Raw genomic sequence first — 18,308 nt, 5'->3', positions numbered from 1 at the left:
CGCCAACGCGCCGATACACCGGAATTCAAATCTGAATTCTGAATTCTGAAATCTCAATTCTCGAATCTCAAATCTGGACTCCCAAACCTACGCCTTCTCTAACGCCTGCTCAATGTCATAGATGATATCATCCACATGCTCCAGGCCTACAGAGATCCGGATCAGCCCGGGTGTAATGCCTACTGCCAGCTGATCTGCCGGCGGCACTTTAGAATGTGTGGTACTGGCCGGGTGGGAGGCAATACTCCGGGAGTCGCCGAGGTTGGGTGTTAGCGATAACAGCTCCAGTGCATCCATAAACCGGCGCCCGCTTTCGAGTCCGCCATTCAGTTCAAAACAAACAATACCGCCACCGGCTTTCATTTGCTTTTTGGCAATCTCATACTGCGGGTGAGAGGGGAGGAACGGATATTTTACCCATGTTAATTTGGGATGATGCTCAAAATGTTTGGCCACTGCCATGGCGTTTTCCGAATGCCGCTGGATACGTACATCCAGGGTTTCCAGGCTTTTCGAAAGTACCCAGGAATTAAAAGGGGAGAGTGCCGGCCCCATATTGCGGCAAAAAAGATAAATATCGTGGATCAGTTCCTTTTTACCCACTATCACACCGCCCAAAACACGGCCCTGCCCATCCAGCCATTTGGTAGCAGAATGAATAACCAGGTCGGCCCCAAAATCAACCGGTGTTTGCAATACCGGCGTTGCAAAACAATTGTCTACATTATAGATAATTCCGTGCTTGCGGGCCAGCTGACCTACGGCTTCCAGGTCTATCAGCTCCAACTGGGGGTTGGTGGGCGTTTCCAGGTAGATCATTTTGGTATTCGGCTTGATGGCCGCTTCCCAGGCTGCAATATCGTCTGTCGGAACAAGGGTGTATTCAATACCAAAACGCGGCAGGAATTTGGTAACCACGGTATTGGTGCCACCAAACATTGAGCGGCTGCAAAGCAGGTGATCCCCGGCTTTTAAGAGTCCGAAGAACGACATGGAAACAGCTGCCATACCGCTTGCCACTGCAAAACCGGCCTCGGCTTTTTCGAGCAGCGCCATCTTGTTGGCAAACTCATCTACATTAGGGTTACTATACCGGCTGTAAATATTGGCATCGATCTCATCTGCAAAAGCGGCCCGCATGTCTTCCGCCGAATTAAATGCAAAACTGCTGGTAAGATAAAGAGGGACGGAGTGTTCCATTTGTGCGGTGCGCTCCATCTGTGCGCGAACTGCCAGTGTAGAAGGATGTAATTGTCTGTTGCTCATTACGGGAAATCGTGGATGGTTAATAGTGAATGGAAAAAATTAAGCGCCGGGATGAACGATCACTTGGGTGCGGATCGTTGCGCCGGCCTTGGTAAGCGTTACGGCCACAGAACAGTATTTGTTCATGGAGATGTCTACCGCCCGTTGGGCCTTGCCTTCGTCTACATTGCCTGTTATTTCAAACACCAGGTCGATCTCCTTCCATAATGAAGGTTCCACACCTGCTTCCCGCTCACCGGTAACGGTTACCGAATAGTCTTTTATTTCCTGGCGTTGCTTTTTCAGGATGCTGATCACATCAATGCTGGCGCATCCGGCAAGCGCGTTTAATAAAACCTGCATGGGACGGGCTCCGTATTCGGTGCCGCCCATTTCCGGGTTGCTGTCCAGCTTTATCACCGTTCCGTTCTCATTAATGGTATCAAAACCATAATCACCGCTCACTCTTTTTAATACAACTTTTGCCATGTGCTCGTTTGTTTAGGCCGCAAAATTATTTGAAAATGTGGAAACTTAAGAATTTGAAAACTTTAAAATGCGAAAATGTGACAATGAGGGACCTGCATCAGGGGTAAAACGGAACCCAGGCTGGATCTTTAGCTGTCAGTTATCAGCTTTCAGTTATAAATAGCCCTTCAGCGTATTACACGCCGATACCGGACCAGAACCCAACCTGAAACATGAAACATCAAACCTGGAAACCTAACCCCGTCCCGGATAAAGCTCCATATTGTCAATGAGGCGTACAGGTCCCAGGAAGGCCGCAATAAGAGCCGTTACAGGTGTTTGCCCGTCCCAATACATGCATTCCTCCAGGGTATCCGTTTGTGCAATGGATATGTAATCCGGCCGGAAACCTTCGCTGATCAGCCGCTGCCGGGCCTCGTCCAGCAAAGGAGTGAGATCTCCCGGTGCCAGCTGCGCCTTCAGGTAATTTAATGTTTGATAAATGGCCGGCGCTTTTTGAAGCTCCCCAGGGCTAAGGCGGGTGTTCCGGCTACTCATAGCTAAACCATCCGCTTCGCGCAGGGTGGGTACCGTATGCATGCGGATGCGGTTAAAATCGGGGTTCAATGCAATTAGCTGTTCAATCACCTTGCATTGCTGCAGGTCTTTCCGGCCAAAAAAAACATGGTCGGGATCAACCGTATAAAAAAGGCGGCTAACCACATCGGCCACGCCCTGGAAATGCCCGGGCCGGTATTTGCCTTCCAGTATATATTCCAGTTGGCCCAGCTCATAATGAGGCGGGTGGGTGGTGCCGGAGGGATAAACCTCCGCTACATCCGGGTAAAAAACAGCGTCACAGCCCTGCTGCTCCAGTAATTGCAGGTCTTTTTCAATGGTACGCGGATATTTTTCAAGGTCTCTGGGATCATTGAATTGGGTGGGGTTTACAAAGATGCTGCATACCGTAAAATCGGACTGCTGCCGGGCTGCCTGTACCAGGCTGATATGGCCGGCATGCAGTGCACCCATCGTTGGTACAAAGCCAATTTCCTGTTTTTTATCGTGTAAATCAGTAATAAAACCCTGAATATCACGCTTCTTTTTGAATAAACGCATCCTGCAAAATAGAATATTCGCACCAATTTTGCCTATAATAATGTACCTTTGCAGCCTTTAAAGTTTGTAAAACATGTCAGCAAAGAAAAGAATTTTATTTATAGCCAATGAAATGTCACCCTATCTTGAATTGACAGAATTCTCCGAAACAGTTAACAAACTTGCCATAAAAGCCAACGATAACGGATTTGAAGTGCGGTGTATTATGCCCCGTTTCGGTAGTATTAATGAGCGCCGGCACCGGCTGCATGAAGTGGTTCGGCTTTCGGGGATTAATGTTACGGTAGACAATGATGACATGCCTTTACAGATAAAGGTAGCTTCTTTGCCCAGTGCGCGCCTGCAGGTGTATTTCCTGGAAAACGAAGAACTGTTTAAGCGCAAAACGCTTTTTCATGATGAGAACGACCAGTGGTTTGATGATAATGACCTGAGAACGGTTTTTTATTGTAAAGGAGCCCTGGAAACGGTAAAGAAATTTGGCTGGTCGCCGGATATCATTCATTGCAGCGGCTGGATGACCGGGCTAATCCCTGCTTACCTGAAAACCGTTTATAAAAAGGAACCGGTTTTTGCCCATAGCAAGATCGTATACACCATTGGTGAAAGCACCTTTAAAGAAAAACTGGGAAAAGATTTTATACAAAAAGCACTGATCCATCCGTCTTTAAAGGAAAAGGACCTGGATGTGTATAAAGAGGGAACAAACGTTGCCCTGATGCGCGGAGGCGCCACCTTTTCCGATGCGATCAGCTTTGGCTCCGCAGATGTAGATAAAAAACTGGTAACAGAGTTCTCAAAAGTGCGGGGGAAAAAGACCCTGCCGTTTAAAGAAGACTCTGATTTAACAGAGTATTTACAACTGTATCACGATCTTGCGAGCTGATGAATCTTTTACGCTTATTAAATTCAATATTTTTTGTGAAAAAAAGGCATTTTATTGCACTCGGTCTTTTCATCCTGGCTGCCGGATTTATTGTTTCCTGCAGCAAGATTAACCTGGCTACTGAACTGGGACAGGGATTAATTCCGGAGGTAGACAATATCCATACGTTTGATACGACGCTGGATGTGGAAACATTTAATAAATTATTTACACCGGCAAACGACACTTTTAAAACGCTTTGGAGCGACCGGCAGTTTCTGGGCGTAATCAGCAACGACCCCATTTTTGGTAAAACAGATGCCCGGATGTATTTCCAGTTGCTTCCCTTTAGCGGAAAAAATACATTGAAAGGGGCTTTGGGAAAACGGTACCTGGATTCCATCGTGCTGAGCGTGCGGTATGCCGGAACCTATGGTGATACGGCGATGACCCAGACCATACAGGTATCTGAAATTGACCAGGCAACACAGTTCCATCTTTATAATACCCGTGATACGGCGGTAGCCTATTCCGTTAGAGACAACAGCTGGTTAACCACCGCAGGCATCCTCGGATCCGCAAGTGTGGTGCCATTCCGTTTGAAGGATTCCACTACCGACATCCGCGTGCTGGATACGGTAAAAATCGCCAATCAGCTGAGAATACGGCTGGATAATAGTTTTGGACAGCGGTTGCTGGGTTATGATACAACCGGCGCAAATGATGCCTATTCTTCTGATTCTGTTTTCAAAACCAAGGTGAACGGATTTGCCCTGCAATCTGTTGGCGGAGGAAATGCATTGCTCGGATTTGCGCTGGCCGATACGGCCAATACCCGTATCACTGTTTACTACCGGTTTGAAAAAACCGATACTCCTGGTGATATTGATACGGCCGTTGCGGTATTGAATTTCGCCAACCAGTCTGCCGCAGCCAATTATATTGGCCGCGATTATAACGGAACCCAGATCATTTCGGCCACTTCGGACGATATCGCCGATAACATCCTGTATATTCAGAATACACCGGGCTCTTATGCCAATTTGAAGATCCCCGGGTTGAAGACCTTCCCCAAGTATATTATTCATTTGGCAGAGTTGCAGATGGAATCGATATACGATGTTTCCGATACGGTGTTCAACGCACCTGGTAATATGTTCCTGGATGTATATGATTCTACCAAGAGTAAGTATAAGCTGATGCCGTATGCATTCCAGATTAACACATCAGGGGGCTTATCCGGGTACGATCCGTTCTTCAGTGCAAGAACACAGGGGCAAACCTACTATTACAAAAAAGATCCGTTAAGTAATAACAGCGTTAAGCAATGGCGTTTTAATCTGACGCCTTATGTACAGAAGCTGGTTACGGGCGCCGTGCCGCTTTATACCATGCGGCTTTACGCACCGGCCTATAGCCGCCTGTCATTGGGAGATCCGGGCATCAGCGCAGACCTGGAAGCAATTAAGTTTGTGATCCCGCCGGCAGCCGCTACTTCCGCCATTCCTGCAGTAGGCCGGGTACGGATCGGAGGCGGACAGCATCCTACCCAGAAAATGAAATTGCGGATCGTTTACTCAAAGCTGTGATCCTGAACTGATATTATTTTATTTAAATAACAACGGGTGCTATATTTGCACCCGTAAATTTTTAATTATTTCTTAATAACCCATCGTTTATGCCTTATTTATTTACTTCTGAAAGTGTTTCTGAAGGACACCCGGATAAAGTAGCCGACCAGATCTCGGATGCACTTATTGATAACTTTTTAGCCTTTGACCCGCAGTCGAAAGTGGCTTGTGAAACACTGGTAACTACCGGACAGGTGGTTTTAGCCGGAGAAGTAAAGTCCAGGGCATACCTCGATGTGCAGGAAATTGCCCGGAGCGTGGTAAGCCGGATCGGTTATACCAAGAGTGAATATATGTTTGAAGCCCGTTCCTGCGGTGTATTGTCGGCCATTCATGAACAATCATCCGATATTAACCAGGGCGTAGAGCGGAAGAAAAAGGAAGACCAGGGTGCGGGCGACCAGGGAATGATGTTTGGATATGCCACCAATGAAACTGCCAACTATATGCCACTGGCGCTGGACCTGGCACATACCTTACTGATCGAGCTGGCGGCGCTCCGTCGTGAAAACAAAAAGATCCAGTACCTGCGCCCGGATTCAAAGAGCCAGGTAACCCTGGAATACGATGATAACAATAAGCCCGTTCGTATCGAAGCCATTGTGATCTCTACCCAGCACGATGATTTTGATAAAGAAGCAAAAATGCAGGAGAAGATCAGCAAGGATATGAAAGAGATCCTGATCCCCCGCGTGATCAAAAAATACCCGCAATACAAGCACCTGTTCAATAATAAGATCAAGTATCATATCAACCCGACCGGGAATTTTGTGATCGGTGGCCCACATGGTGATACCGGTCTTACCGGAAGAAAGATCATCGTAGATACCTATGGTGGTAAAGGTGCGCATGGCGGTGGTGCGTTTAGCGGCAAGGACCCCAGCAAGGTAGACCGTTCTGCAGCCTATGCTACCCGTCATATTGCAAAAAACCTGGTAGCTGCCGGGCTTTGCGATGAAGTACTGGTACAGGTTTCTTATGCCATTGGCGTGGCAGAACCCACCAGCATCAACGTAAATACCTATGGTACGGCTAAAGTAGATCTGCCCGATGGTCAGATCAGCCAGATGGTAGCACAGATTTTTGATATGCGCCCTTACTTTATTGAGCAGCGCCTGAAGCTTCGCAACCCGATTTATAGTGAAACGGCAGCTTATGGTCATATGGGCCGGGAGAACAGTGTGGTGGAAAAGGTATTTGTAGCTCCTGACGGCAAAAAAGTAACCAAGAAGGTAGAACTGTTTACCTGGGAAAAGCTGGATTACGTACCCAAGGTAAAGAAAGCATTCGGTTTGAAATAACCACATCATAACCTTATAAAAAGCTGCTCTTCGGGGCAGCTTTTTTATTTTGGAAGCTCCGCTTATACCCACGGGTATTCCCGGAAAACATTAAACGTTAGATGAGGGGGTAAAAGGGCGTAAAAAGTGGATAATTCCCGCTAAAAAACAAGGCCCGGGAAGCACAAATACGGCCCGGAAAAGTTAAATTTGCATATAGTGCATTTTGCAACATTCAGAATGATTTAGAATATATTAGATGGAAGAAAATTTAGATCCGCAGGCAACACAGGACAACAATCGCATCATCCCCGTAAATATTGAAGAGCAGATGAAAACGGCCTATATCGATTATTCGATGTCGGTGATCGTTGGTCGTGCCTTACCCGATGTGCGGGACGGTTTAAAACCCGTTCACCGCCGCATCCTTTACGCCATGAATGAATTGAACCTGAGATCAAACCGCCCGCACCGGAAATCGGCGTTGGTAGTAGGTGAGGTATTGGGTAAATATCACCCGCACGGTGATAGTTCGGTATATGACGCGATGGTGCGTATGGCGCAGGACTGGAGTATGCGTTACACCATGGTAAACGGCCAGGGTAACTTTGGTACCCAGGATGGTGATGGTCCGGCGGCCATGCGTTATACGGAGGTAAAACTGGAGAGTATTGCAGAACATACGCTGCTGGATATTGAAAAAGAAACGGTAGACTTTCAACCGAACTATGACGATTCCAGGGAGGAACCTGTGGTACTGCCTACCCGTATCCCACAGCTGCTGGTAAACGGATCCAGTGGTATCGCCGTGGGTATGGCTACGAATGTAATGCCACATAACCTTTCTGAAGTAATTGATGGATGTGTGGCCTATATTAACAACCGGGAGATCTCCATTGAAGAATTGATGCTGCATGTAAAGGCACCCGATTTTCCAACCGGTGGTATCATCTATGGCATTGAAGGCATCCGGGCTGGTATGCATACCGGCCGCGGACGCGTGGTATTAAGAGGAAGGGTGCGGGTAGATACCAAAGCCAGCGGAAGAGAGCAGATCGTAATCTCGGAAGTGCCGTACCAGGTAAACCGTGATGCGCTTACAAGCCGTATCGGCGACCTGGTGAATAACAAGATCATCGATGGTATTGCCCACGTAAACAACGAATCGAATAAAAAGGAAGGCACCCGTATTGTGATCGATTTAAAACGGGATGCCATCGCCAACGTGGTCATCAACCAGTTGTATAAGAATACGGATCTGCAAACCTCTTATGGTATCAATAACGTAGCCATTACACAGGGCCGTCCGAAGATCCTGAACCTGAAAGACCTTATCAGCGAGTTTGTGGCGTTCCGGCATGAAGTGGTGGTGCGCCGTACAAAATTTGAATTGAAGGAAGCAGAGAAGCGGGCGCATATTTTACAGGGGTACCTGATCGCCCTGGATCACCTGGATGAAGTGATCCGTTTGATCCGTAATTCGCCCACGCCGGAAGTGGCAAAAGATAACCTGATCAATGCCGGCTGGGGATTGGATGAGATCCAGGCAAAGGCCATCCTCGAACTGCGTTTGCAGCGACTTACAGGAATGGAGCGCGAGAAGATCAAGGAAGAGTTCGATGAACTGATGAAACTGATCGCGCATTTGAAGGAGGTACTGGCCAATGAGGGCATGCGGTACGACATTATTACAACCGAGTTACTGGAGATAAAAGAAAAGTTCGGTGATGCCCGTAAAACCGAGATCACCTACCTGAATGATGAGGTTTCTATCAAAGACCTGATCAAGGAAGAAGATGTGGTGATCACCATTTCTCACCTGGGTTATATCAAGCGTACACCGGTTGATGAATTCCGGGCGCAGCGCAGAGGCGGAAGAGGTGTAATGGGCGGAAAAACGAGGGACGAGGACTTTATTGAGCACCTGTTCGTGGCATCTACCCACCATACCTTATTATTCTTTACCGAAAAGGGCAGATGCTACTGGCTGAACGTATACGAGATCCCCGAAGGAGAAAAGACCGGAAAAGGAAGAGCCATCCAGAACCTTATGCAGTTGCCACAGGATGATAAGATCCGCGCCATCATCGATGTTCAGGATCTGAAAAATGAGGCATTTGTAAGCAGTCATAATATTGTGTTGTGTACCAAAAACGGGATCATTAAAAAGACGGCACTGGAAGACTTTAGCCGTCCGCGCCAGACCGGTGTAAACGCCATTACCATTAATGAGGGCGACCGTCTGCTGGAGGCACGCTTAACAGACGGTAAATCGGAAATTATGATGGCGGTTAAAAGCGGCCGGGCCATCCGTTTTTCGGAGGATAAAGTACGTTCAACCGGACGGGGGGCCATCGGCGTTGGTGGTATTGAGGTGGATGATGAAAATGATGAAGTGATCGGAATGATCTGCCTGTCTGCCGAAACTTCCAAATCCGTATTGGTGGTAAGCGAGAAGGGATATGGCAAACGGACGAAGATCGATGAATACCGCTTTACAAACCGGGGCGGAAAAGGGGTTAAAACGATCAGTGTAACCGAGAAAACCGGGTCGCTGGTAGGGTTACTGGATGTGGATGAAACGCAGGACCTGCTCATTACCTGTAAAAGCGGCATCACCATCCGGATGCGTGTAAAAGATATCAGTGAACTGGGCCGTGCCACGCAGGGCGTAAAACTGATCCGTTTGGAAGAAGATGACCAGATCGCCGCAATCAGTCAGGTAGATGAACAGGAAATAGCCGAGGAAAGTGAAACAACGACAGACGCAACGGATACCGCATCTGAAACGTCAACCGGAGAAAATGATGTACCTTCCGGTGAAGATTCTGGTGAAGAAAAAAATAATGAAGCAGAAACATCAGAAAATTAACGGTTTTGCGTTATAAGTTCGGAACGAAAATTGCCGTTTATGACGGACGGCCGTGTTGTTAAAGCCTTGAACAATTTAGAACTTAAAAACTTAAAAAGAATATGAAGAAGAAAATTACGCTTTTTGCGTCTATACTGCTGGCAGGATCGGCGGTATATGCACAAAAATACGATCCGATTAAAGGTGCTTTGTTAACAAACAATATAACAGAAGCACGCAAGCTCTATGATAAAGAGTCTGCCAACGAAAAGTTTTTTTCAAAACCAGAGGGGTACATTATCAAATCTTATATTCTTGCTTTTGATGCACTGGATAGCGCTAAGGCAGGAGATGCAGAAAAGAACAGGGAAGCAGGTCTTGAAGCATTTAATAAATATAAGGAGCTGGATCCTACCATGAAGGACCTGGATACGTATAAAAATGCGCCCTACCAGCTGTATGCGTCTTATTTCAACAGCGGCGTATCCGATATCAATACAAAAAACTACGAGGCGGCCTACAATAAGTTTAAAAATGTAGTGGATCTGTCGGACCTGCTGATCGCAAAAAAGATCAACCTTCCTGGCCCTATTGATACCAATGCGGTTTACTACGCCGGTGTACTGGCCGAAACCAATAAGCATATGGAAGATGCGGTAAAATACAACACCCGCCTGGCTGATCTTAAAATTACCGGTCCTAATTATGAGCAGGTATACCAGAGCCTGGTACGGTACTATGCCGGTAAAAATGACGATGCGAATTTTGAAAAGTACCGTAAACTGGGAAAAGAGCTATATCCTCAGAGTGAGTTCTTTAATTACAACAAGCTGGACTTTGCCATAGGCGGCAGTAATAGTTTTGAGGAAAAAGTAGCCAATCTGGAAAAGATCGTAACGGCTACGCCTGAAGATTATAAAGCCAACCTAGCATTGGGAGAGGCTATCTTTGAAAAATTAAACCGGGCAAAAGAGGGCGATGCAAAACCCGCAAATGCAGCAGAACTGGAAACAAAAATGCTGACTGCATTAAAGAAAGCAAACGCAGTTAATGGCAACGAACTGCAGCCGATTTTACTGATGGGCGACCATTTTATGACCAAGGCCAGCGCACAGGAAGAGGAAATGCGGAATGCAGAAAAAGTGGTAGATAGCAAAGGTGCAAAGGCAACAGCTGCAGACAAACAAAAATTTGCAGACGCCAAGAAAGCATATGTAGCCGAATATGCACAGGCCGCGGAGAATTTTGAAAAAGCTGCCGACATGCTGGGTAAGGTAGCGCAACCGGATAATGTACAGAAGCGCCAATACCGGGTTATTGCCGGAAACCTGGCTCAGTATTATTTCGTTATCGGTCAGGATGCAACCGGAGCCAATAAAACAAAGTACAGTGCCCTGGAGAAAAAATACGATACGATTTACAAGAGTTTGAAATAACAATAAAAGTACCAACGCTTTTAAGGCGGGGATGTGAAAGCATCCCCGCTTTTTTATGGGGCCAACCAGCAACCTGCTTAATGGAAGCGACTGCCGTTTTTTGACCGGGGCCTGTTTTTCCAGAATCCCTGTTGCGTGTGTGTGTATAGGCCGTGTATTGTAACTACTAACGGGACCGGCAGGTCGGGACATAAAAAAAACCGTTCCGATAAAATCGGAACGGTATCCAATAGCCTTATTAAAGGATATCAATAACTACTTAATTATTTTTTAATAGAATCAGCAGCAGCTTTAGCAGCTGAATCTGTAGCAGGAGCTACTGTTGCAGTATCCGGAGCAGGAGTAGGAGCAGGAACTACAACTGTAGTAGAATCAACAGCAGGAGTTTCTTCTTGCTTAGTTTCAGAACTGTTACAAGCTGCGAAAGAAACCGCGATCAGAGCAATTGCAAATAATTTTTTCATTGTTTGTTTTTTAATATTAAAATTATAATTTGATATTAATACCGGTTTTTAAAAAAGGTAACCAATTTTTATAAAAAAATATTTTCAAACTAACGATTGATTATTATTTACTTATAAATTATTATAAAAAAAATATAAAAAAGTTCTCAGTAGGGTTAGAGCACCGGGTTCTGGCGCACCAGGCTGTTAAATTTTACGGCGGAAGCTTCCTCCTTGCCGATCAGATCGGCTAAGGTGATCTGCACCAGCAATTTATCGATCGTTAGCTGTAATATCTGCCATAAGGAGCGGGCGGAACAATCTACCGAATTGGTGCAAAACCGCATATTGCCTGTATGGGCGCCACAAAAGCTGGTGTCAAATAATACGCCGCCCAGGGCCTCCAGTACGTCTTTAATAACAATTTCCCCTGCCGGCCGGGCAAGAATATAGCCACCTTTATTGCCCGGTGTGCTGCGTATAAAATTGGCCATGCGCAATGTGCGGGCAAATTTTGCCACATAATGCGTGGTCAGGCCTTCTGCCTCGCTGAGCTGGGGAATACTCAATCCTTCCTCATCCTTGCATGCTGCCAGGCGGATCAGGATCCTTAAACCATATTCTTCCTGTGCGGTAATTTTCATTATTTTGATTTCTCCCGGATTTTTTGTTCCTGTTTTAAATACTGTTTCATAAAAATCCCAACTCCAGCTGAGCCGCTTCGCTCATCATGCTTTTATTCCATGGCGGATCCCAGGTAATGGTTACCTCCACATCGCTTACCCCATCAATGGCGCGGATCTTTTGATCCACTTCTACGGGAAGCGATTGTGCCGCAGGACAGGAGGGGGCCGTAAGCGTCATGAGCACTTTTACATAATTATTATCGAGCACTTCTATTTTATAGATCAGTCCCAATTCAAAAATGTTTACCGGCAATTCGGGGTCGAAAACCGTTTGCAGTTCTTTTATGACCTTTTCTTCAATTGTATCGGGTTCCATATTTTCCTGTTTGAGGATTAAGTTTAATTTCAGGCGTCAAACTTTAAACTTTTAAATGCCAGTGCGTAATGCTTCATTTGTTTTACCATGGCACGCAATCCGTTGGACCGGGTTTGAGCCAGGTGGCTGGTCATACCAATCTTATTGATAAAATCCATATCCGCGTTCAGAATTTCGTCCGGCGTATGGTTCGAGAGTACGCGAATGAGCATACTGATCAATCCTTTTACGATCACCGCATCGCTTTCGGCTTTATAAATCACATGGCCGTCCTGGTAATCGGCCACCAGCCACACGGTCGATTGGCAGCCTTTTACCTTATTTTCATCTTTTTTAAAAGCGTCGTCCAGCGGTTGCAGTTTTTTCCCCAGGTCGATGATGTATTCATATTTATCGTCCCAGGAATCAAAAAGCGAAAATTCATCTACGATTTCTTCCTCTATTTCTTCAATGCTTTTGTGCGCTGCCATTGTTCGTGTTATTTATCAGTTCCTTTCACCAGGTCCTTATTTCTCTATATATTTTATCACTGGTGCCGGCGGAAGTGCGCAATCCTGTTGCTTTTACATCCATATCCTCTTTTATAGAATCGCCGGCAGCGTTTTATCGCAATAACCGGATAGCCTTCTTTAATCCGTCTGCCAGTTTATCAATCTCTTCCAGGGTATTATACACCGCAAAAGAAGCGCGAATGGTACCAGGTATACAAAAGCGGTTCATCAGGGGCTCGGCACAATGATGACCGGTACGTACCGCAATGCCTTTATTATCCAGCAGAATTCCAATATCCTGCGGATGCACACCGTCGATCACAAAGGAAAGTACGCTTGCTTTTTCCGCTGCTTCACCAATGATACGCACGCCCTCCAGTTCCGTTACTTTTCGGGTGGCATAGGAGAGTAGCTCGTCTTCATGTTTGCGGATATTTTCCTTGCCCAGTGTATTGATATATTCTATCGCCGGCTTAAATGCTACAAAGTCTGCAATATTCGGCGTGCCCGCTTCAAATTTATACGGCAGTTCATTGTAGGTTGTTTTTTCAAATGTGACTTCTTTAATCATTTCACCGCCACCGTTAAATACCGGCATTGCCTCCAGGATGTGTTTTTTGCCATATAACGCACCGGCACCGGTAGGACCGAACATTTTGTGCGCAGATAACGCAAAAAAATCGCAATCGAGTTCCTGCACATCAATATCCAGGTGCATCGACGATTGCGCACCATCGATCAGCACCAGGGCGCCTTTGGCGTGTGCTTTATCGATGATGGTTTTTACCGGGTTGATGGTGCCCATTGCATTGGAAACATGCACTACCGAAACCAGCTTTGTCCGTTCTGAAAGCAACTGGTCGTATACCTCGAGGATCAGTTCGCCCTTTTCGTTTACGGGGATCACTTTCAGCACCGCTTTCTTTTCCTCGCACACAATTTGCCAGGGAACGATATTGGAATGGTGTTCCATTCCGGATATGATCACCTCGTCGCCTTCCTGCAGGTTTTTCCGGCCCCAGGTATAGGCTACCAGGTTAATGCCTTCTGTAGTCCCTTTTGTATAAATGATCTCTTCCCGGTGCGCCGCGTTGATGAACTGCCGGAGGGCATCGCGGGTGGCTTCAAAAGCGGCAGTAGCCTCTTCGGCCAGTGTATGAATGCCACGGTGCACATTCGCATTCAGCTGGGTGTAATAATATACCAACGCATCGATAACAGCTGCCGGTTTCTGTGAAGTGGCCGCGTTATCAAGATATACCAGCGGATGTCCTTTTACCAACCGGTTGAGAATCGGGAAATCATTCCGGATCGCTTCAATATCCAACACCTTGTTTCCTGCTGCAGTTTCCGCTATTGTTTCATTACTCATCACCTGTATTTTTAATCGATTTGGATCTTTTTAACGGCTTCGTTGCTGTTGGCCTGCTGTTTTTTACGGCGTTAACCCAGGTTCAGACTGGCGGTTACCAGCTTGTTCACATATTGACGTACGTCTTCAGAGCCGATCTTTTCCAGTACATCCAGTGCAAACCCGTGTAACAGCAGCGAGCGTGCTGTGGCTTCAGAAATACCACGCGACTTCAGATAGAACAGCGCTTCTTCATCCAGGCGTCCTACGGTACAACCGTGGGAGCATTTTACATCATCGGCAAAAATCTCCAGCTGCGGTTTTGTATTTACAGTGGCGTTGCCGGAGAGCAAAATATTTTTATTGGTCTGGTATGCGTTTGTTTTCTGCGCGATCTGGCGCACAAATATTTTTCCGTTGAATACCCCGGTGGCGTGGCCATTCATAATGCCCTTGTACAATTCGTTACTGAGGCAATTGGGCTGACGGTTGTCTACCACGGTATGATTGTCTACATGCGTATGTCCGCTTTGCAGGTATAACCCGGAGAGGTTAGCTTCGCAATAGGGGGCAGACATTACCATATTGAGATTATTACGTACCAGGCCGCCGCTTAATGAAATGGTTACCACATTGGCAACGCTTTTTCCAATCTGGTGTACATGTGTGGTACTAACGATGGTAGAATTAGCGGCATCATTCTGGATCTTGTACAAGCTGAGCACGGCATTTTCCTCCACGGCGATTTCAAACACCTGGTTGGTAAAGCTTTCATCGGCACCGATGGTGGCAAAGGTTTCCAGGATCTCCACCTGCGCATTTTCGCCTACATGTACCAATGCTCTGGGCTGTGCAAAAATATTTCCCGAACGGGCATCGGTTACATTATAAATATATACCGGGTGGTTCACCGTTTTGCCCTTTTGGATATGAATGAATACGCCTTCCTGGATAAACGCCGTATTCAGGGCATTAATGCCGTCCTTATGATAATCGGCGCTATGGCCCAGATGTTTTTCTACAATACCGGCATATTGATTGTGTGCAGCAGCTTCCAGGGAAATGATCTCCAGTTCTTCCGAACGCAATACCGAATGCTCGGCATGATAATGCCCGTTTACAAAAACAATGATATTGGCATTTTCATGCCCCGGCAACAGGAAGGGCTGCAGCTCGGCGGACCGGAATTGCTGTTCCTTCAGGTCCGTAGTAAAATGATAATCCTTGTTGAAAAAATCATTGATCCTTGTATATTTCCACTCCTCGTGTTTTACCGTAGGAATGCCTGTTTGTTCAAACGCGCTAAAAGCGTCGTCCCGTAAGGATTTCAACCGGGAATCGAGTTGTTGTCCCTGCAGCTTTTCAAAACGATCTTTAAAATATGTTATTGTATCCATTGTTTAATTTGAAAATTCGAGCATTTGAAGTTTTGAAAATGAATGGACCCACAACAGCTCCAATGATCAATGGCCTAAAAACGCCGCTTTGATCTGTGTCATTTTCAAATTTTCAAATTAGCACATGATGCTACACCAGCTCGCTTTTTATAAAATCATATCCTCTTTCTTCCAGTTCGTAGGCCAGTTCCTTGGTACCGGATTTTACGATACGCCCGTTATACAACACGTGTACAAAATCGGGGATGATATAATCCAGCAGGCGTTGGTAGTGGGTGATCACCAGGATACCATTTTCGGGGGTACGCAGTTTATTGACGCCATTGGCTACAATACGGATGGCATCGATGTCCAGACCGGAATCGGTTTCATCCAGGATCGCCAGTTTGGGCTCCAGCATTGCCATCTGGAATATTTCGTTCCGTTTTTTCTCACCACCGGAAAAACCTTCGTTGAGCGAACGGCTCAGCATAGACTGGTCAATTTCTACGAGGGCCATTTTCTCTTTCATTTTCTTTAAGAAAGAAACAGCATCCAGTTCATCCTGTCCGCGGTATTTGCGGATCTCGTTCACTGCTGTTTTCATAAAATTGGTGGTGCTTAATCCGGGTATTTCAACCGGGTACTGAAAACTCAGGAAAATACCTTCGCCGGCTCTTTCTTCGGGTGCCAGTTCCAGCAGGTCCTTGCCTTCAAACGTTACAGAGCCGCCGGTTACTTCATAATCCTGTTTTCCGGCCAGCACCGATGCCAGGGTACTTTTACCCGAGCCGTTGGGCCCCATAATCGCGTGTACTTCACCTGGTTTAATGTCCAGGTTAATACCCTTTAATATTTCCCGTTCTTCGATACCTGCGCGGAGGTCTTTGATACTTAACATTTCTTATTTGTAATTTTTCGTTTTTATTTAGTTTTAAGTTCTAAGTTTCAGGTTGGAGCCCGGACTTGAACTTATTGCCCCGGAAATCATTATTGCCATCCTGCTCAAAACCTTCAGCTATGTTTTCCGGATGTTGAGATCTTCAAAGCGTTTTACGATAAGCCTGTTTTAGGCTTGATGTTCAAAGGCTACTCTTATTACCTTGCTCCGGCAAATTGCCGGGTAATGTACTGCAAAACAAGTGAGTGACACAACGAAGCCGATAGGCATTCAACTGCTGGCCCAATAATGCAGCTCGTAGCCTTAAACGTTGAACTACCCAACAGAACCCTCCAGACTAATTGCCAGTAGCTTCTGCGCTTCTACTGCAAACTCCATCGGAAGCTGGTTCATCACCTCTTTTGCAAAACCATTGATGATCAGGGCTACCGCTTTTTCGGTATCGATGCCTCGCTGGTTGCAATAAAAGATCTGGTCTTCGCCTATTTTTGAAGTGGTGGCTTCATGTTCTACCACGCCTGTATTGTTTTTTACTTCAATATAGGGGAAGGTATGCGCCCCACATTTATCGCCTAATAATAAGGAATCACATTGAGAGAAGTTCCGCGCATTGGCGGCATTTTTACCTACGCGCACCAATCCGCGATAGCTGTTCTGGCTCTGCCCGGCAGAGATCCCTTTGGAGACGATGCGGCTTTTGGTATTTTTACCAATATGCAGCATCTTGGTACCGGTATCGGCCTGCTGAAAATTATTGGTTACCGCTACGGAGTAAAACTCACCGGTAGAATAGTCGCCCTGTAAAATTACACTGGGATATTTCCAGGTAATGGAAGAACCGGTTTCCACCTGTGTCCAGGAGATTTTGGAATGTACGCCCTTACAGATCCCTCTTTTGGTAACGAAATTATAGATACCGCCCTTGCCTTCCTTATCACCAGGATACCAATTTTGCACGGTGGAATACTTTACCTCGGCATGGTCCATTGCAACGATCTCCACAATGGCCGCATGCAGCTGGTTTTCGTCCCGCATGGGAGCGGTGCATCCTTCCAGGTAACTTACATAGGAGCCTTCTTCGGCAACGATGAGGGTGCGTTCAAACTGACCGGTATTTTCGGCATTGATCCGGAAATAGGTAGAAAGCTCCATGGGGCAGCGTACACCCTTGGGAATATAGCAGAAAGAACCGTCGCTGAATACGGCGGAATTCAATGCTGCGTAAAAATTATCGGTAACGGGAACCACGGAAGCCAGGTACTGCCGTACCAGTTCCGGGTGTTCCTGGATGGCTTCGCTGATGGAACAGAAAATGATGCCCAGTTCGGCCAGCTGCTCTTTAAAAGAAGTACCGATCGAAACGCTGTCGATCACCGCGTCTACCGCAACGCCGGTCAGGCGTTTTTGCTCATCCAGTGAAATACCCAGTTTTTCAAATGTTTTGATCAGTTCGGGATCTACTTCATCCAGGCTGTTGGGCTTTATTTTTTGCTTGGGCGCTGCGTAATAAATGATATCCTGGAAATCGATATCCGGGTAGGTCAGATTGGCCCAATGCGGCGGCTTCATTTTCTGCCATTGAGCAAAAGCCTTTAACCGCCATTCCAGCATCCACTCCGGTTCATTTTTCTTGGCTGAAATAAAACGAATGGTATTTTCATCAAGACCTTTAGGGGCCGATTCCATCTCAATATCCGTAACAAAACCATACTTATACTCGCTATTTACATGATTTTCAATAACATCCGGTTCTGCTGCTGTGTTGCTATGCACTAATTGATCAGTTTCCATATTCATTTTGCAAAGGTACGTTTTTTATTTGTACAAAAAAGTATAAATGAAGGGAAAA

At 46.3% G+C, this 18,308-nt stretch carries 16 protein-coding genes; 5 read left to right on the top strand and 11 right to left on the bottom strand.

The window, feature by feature from the left end:
* Positions 1-87: 87 nt before the first annotated feature.
* The 3 genes from LQ567_RS03285 to panC form a co-directional block, all read right to left on the bottom strand.
* Positions 88-1,266, bottom strand: a complete 1,179-nt coding sequence (locus tag LQ567_RS03285) for a trans-sulfuration enzyme family protein (protein WP_231002673.1) — start codon at positions 1,264-1,266, stop codon at positions 88-90.
* A 39-nt stretch (positions 1,267-1,305) separates the two neighbouring features.
* Complete coding sequence (locus tag LQ567_RS03280) at positions 1,306-1,734, bottom strand: OsmC family protein (protein ID WP_231002672.1); 429 nt, start codon at positions 1,732-1,734, stop codon at positions 1,306-1,308.
* Positions 1,735-1,968: 234 nt separating this feature from the next.
* On the bottom strand, positions 1,969-2,832 hold the full coding sequence (gene panC, locus LQ567_RS03275; RefSeq protein ID WP_231002671.1) for a pantoate--beta-alanine ligase: 864 nt from the start codon (positions 2,830-2,832) through the stop codon (positions 1,969-1,971).
* A 73-nt stretch (positions 2,833-2,905) separates the two neighbouring features.
* Here panC and LQ567_RS03270 point away from each other — a divergent pair, with 73 nt between their 5' ends.
* From LQ567_RS03270 to LQ567_RS03250, 5 genes are all read left to right on the top strand, one after another.
* Positions 2,906-3,718, top strand: coding sequence for a glycogen/starch synthase (locus LQ567_RS03270; protein WP_231002670.1), 813 nt, complete (start codon positions 2,906-2,908; stop codon positions 3,716-3,718).
* 35 nt (positions 3,719-3,753) lie between these two features.
* A complete protein-coding gene (locus LQ567_RS03265) occupies positions 3,754-5,286 on the top strand; it encodes a DUF4270 family protein (protein ID WP_231002669.1) in 1,533 nt (510 codons plus the stop codon).
* Between the two features lie 89 nt (positions 5,287-5,375).
* On the top strand, positions 5,376-6,629 hold the full coding sequence (metK, locus tag LQ567_RS03260; RefSeq protein ID WP_231002668.1) for a methionine adenosyltransferase: 1,254 nt from the start codon (positions 5,376-5,378) through the stop codon (positions 6,627-6,629).
* Positions 6,630-6,867: 238 nt separating this feature from the next.
* Positions 6,868-9,480, top strand: coding sequence for a DNA gyrase subunit A (gene gyrA / locus LQ567_RS03255; protein ID WP_231002667.1), 2,613 nt, complete (start codon positions 6,868-6,870; stop codon positions 9,478-9,480).
* A gap of 101 nt (positions 9,481-9,581) precedes the next feature.
* The gene (locus LQ567_RS03250; protein WP_231002666.1) at positions 9,582-10,895 is read left to right on the top strand and encodes a hypothetical protein; all 1,314 of its coding nucleotides are present in this window, start codon (positions 9,582-9,584) and stop codon (positions 10,893-10,895) included.
* A gap of 263 nt (positions 10,896-11,158) precedes the next feature.
* Here the strand turns inward: LQ567_RS03250 and LQ567_RS03245 are convergent, their stop codons facing one another.
* From LQ567_RS03245 to sufB, 8 genes are all read right to left on the bottom strand, one after another.
* Positions 11,159-11,359 (bottom strand): hypothetical protein, encoded by a 201-nt coding sequence (locus LQ567_RS03245; RefSeq protein WP_231002665.1) that lies wholly within the window; start codon positions 11,357-11,359, stop codon positions 11,159-11,161.
* 155 nt (positions 11,360-11,514) lie between these two features.
* Positions 11,515-11,982 carry an RrF2 family transcriptional regulator gene (locus tag LQ567_RS03240; RefSeq protein ID WP_231002664.1) on the bottom strand — a complete coding sequence of 156 codons (468 nt, stop codon included), beginning with the start codon at positions 11,980-11,982 and terminating at the stop codon, positions 11,515-11,517.
* Positions 11,983-12,028: 46 nt separating this feature from the next.
* Positions 12,029-12,340, bottom strand: coding sequence for an SUF system Fe-S cluster assembly protein (locus tag LQ567_RS03235; protein ID WP_231002663.1), 312 nt, complete (start codon positions 12,338-12,340; stop codon positions 12,029-12,031).
* A 29-nt stretch (positions 12,341-12,369) separates the two neighbouring features.
* Positions 12,370-12,810, bottom strand: a complete 441-nt coding sequence (locus LQ567_RS03230) for a SufE family protein (protein WP_231002662.1) — start codon at positions 12,808-12,810, stop codon at positions 12,370-12,372.
* A gap of 133 nt (positions 12,811-12,943) precedes the next feature.
* Positions 12,944-14,203 carry a cysteine desulfurase gene (locus LQ567_RS03225; protein ID WP_317206827.1) on the bottom strand — a complete coding sequence of 420 codons (1,260 nt, stop codon included), beginning with the start codon at positions 14,201-14,203 and terminating at the stop codon, positions 12,944-12,946.
* 71 nt (positions 14,204-14,274) lie between these two features.
* Positions 14,275-15,579: a Fe-S cluster assembly protein SufD gene (gene sufD, locus LQ567_RS03220; protein WP_231002661.1), complete on the bottom strand. Its 1,305-nt coding sequence runs from the start codon at positions 15,577-15,579 to the stop codon at positions 14,275-14,277.
* A gap of 130 nt (positions 15,580-15,709) precedes the next feature.
* Complete coding sequence (sufC, locus tag LQ567_RS03215) at positions 15,710-16,459, bottom strand: Fe-S cluster assembly ATPase SufC (protein WP_231002660.1); 750 nt, start codon at positions 16,457-16,459, stop codon at positions 15,710-15,712.
* Positions 16,460-16,774: 315 nt separating this feature from the next.
* Positions 16,775-18,256 carry a Fe-S cluster assembly protein SufB gene (gene sufB / locus LQ567_RS03210; RefSeq protein ID WP_231002659.1) on the bottom strand — a complete coding sequence of 494 codons (1,482 nt, stop codon included), beginning with the start codon at positions 18,254-18,256 and terminating at the stop codon, positions 16,775-16,777.
* Positions 18,257-18,308: the final 52 nt, after the last annotated feature.

This window comes from Niabella pedocola, assembly GCF_021044425.1.
GTDB lineage: Bacteria > Bacteroidota > Bacteroidia > Chitinophagales > Chitinophagaceae > Niabella > Niabella pedocola.
This window is presented reverse-complemented; position numbering and strand designations above follow the sequence as displayed.

Excerpts from the sequence above, each read along its gene's own strand:
- LQ567_RS03285 (WP_231002673.1), bottom strand. The coding sequence starts at position 1,266 with ATGAGCAACAGACAATTACATCCTTCTACACTGGCAGTTCGCGCACAG.
- LQ567_RS03280 (WP_231002672.1), bottom strand. The coding sequence starts at position 1,734 with ATGGCAAAAGTTGTATTAAAAAGAGTGAGCGGTGATTATGGTTTTGAT.
- panC (WP_231002671.1), bottom strand. The coding sequence starts at position 2,832 with ATGCGTTTATTCAAAAAGAAGCGTGATATTCAGGGTTTTATTACTGAT.
- LQ567_RS03270 (WP_231002670.1), top strand. The coding sequence starts at position 2,906 with ATGTCAGCAAAGAAAAGAATTTTATTTATAGCCAATGAAATGTCACCC.
- metK (WP_231002668.1), top strand. The coding sequence starts at position 5,376 with ATGCCTTATTTATTTACTTCTGAAAGTGTTTCTGAAGGACACCCGGAT.
- gyrA (WP_231002667.1), top strand. The coding sequence starts at position 6,868 with ATGGAAGAAAATTTAGATCCGCAGGCAACACAGGACAACAATCGCATC.
- LQ567_RS03250 (WP_231002666.1), top strand. The coding sequence starts at position 9,582 with ATGAAGAAGAAAATTACGCTTTTTGCGTCTATACTGCTGGCAGGATCG.
- LQ567_RS03245 (WP_231002665.1), bottom strand. The coding sequence starts at position 11,359 with ATGAAAAAATTATTTGCAATTGCTCTGATCGCGGTTTCTTTCGCAGCT.
- LQ567_RS03240 (WP_231002664.1), bottom strand. The coding sequence starts at position 11,982 with ATGAAAATTACCGCACAGGAAGAATATGGTTTAAGGATCCTGATCCGC.
- LQ567_RS03235 (WP_231002663.1), bottom strand. The coding sequence starts at position 12,340 with ATGGAACCCGATACAATTGAAGAAAAGGTCATAAAAGAACTGCAAACG.
- LQ567_RS03230 (WP_231002662.1), bottom strand. The coding sequence starts at position 12,810 with ATGGCAGCGCACAAAAGCATTGAAGAAATAGAGGAAGAAATCGTAGAT.
- LQ567_RS03225 (WP_317206827.1), bottom strand. The coding sequence starts at position 14,203 with ATGAGTAATGAAACAATAGCGGAAACTGCAGCAGGAAACAAGGTGTTG.
- sufD (WP_231002661.1), bottom strand. The coding sequence starts at position 15,579 with ATGGATACAATAACATATTTTAAAGATCGTTTTGAAAAGCTGCAGGGA.
- sufC (WP_231002660.1), bottom strand. The coding sequence starts at position 16,459 with ATGTTAAGTATCAAAGACCTCCGCGCAGGTATCGAAGAACGGGAAATA.
- sufB (WP_231002659.1), bottom strand. The coding sequence starts at position 18,256 with ATGAATATGGAAACTGATCAATTAGTGCATAGCAACACAGCAGCAGAA.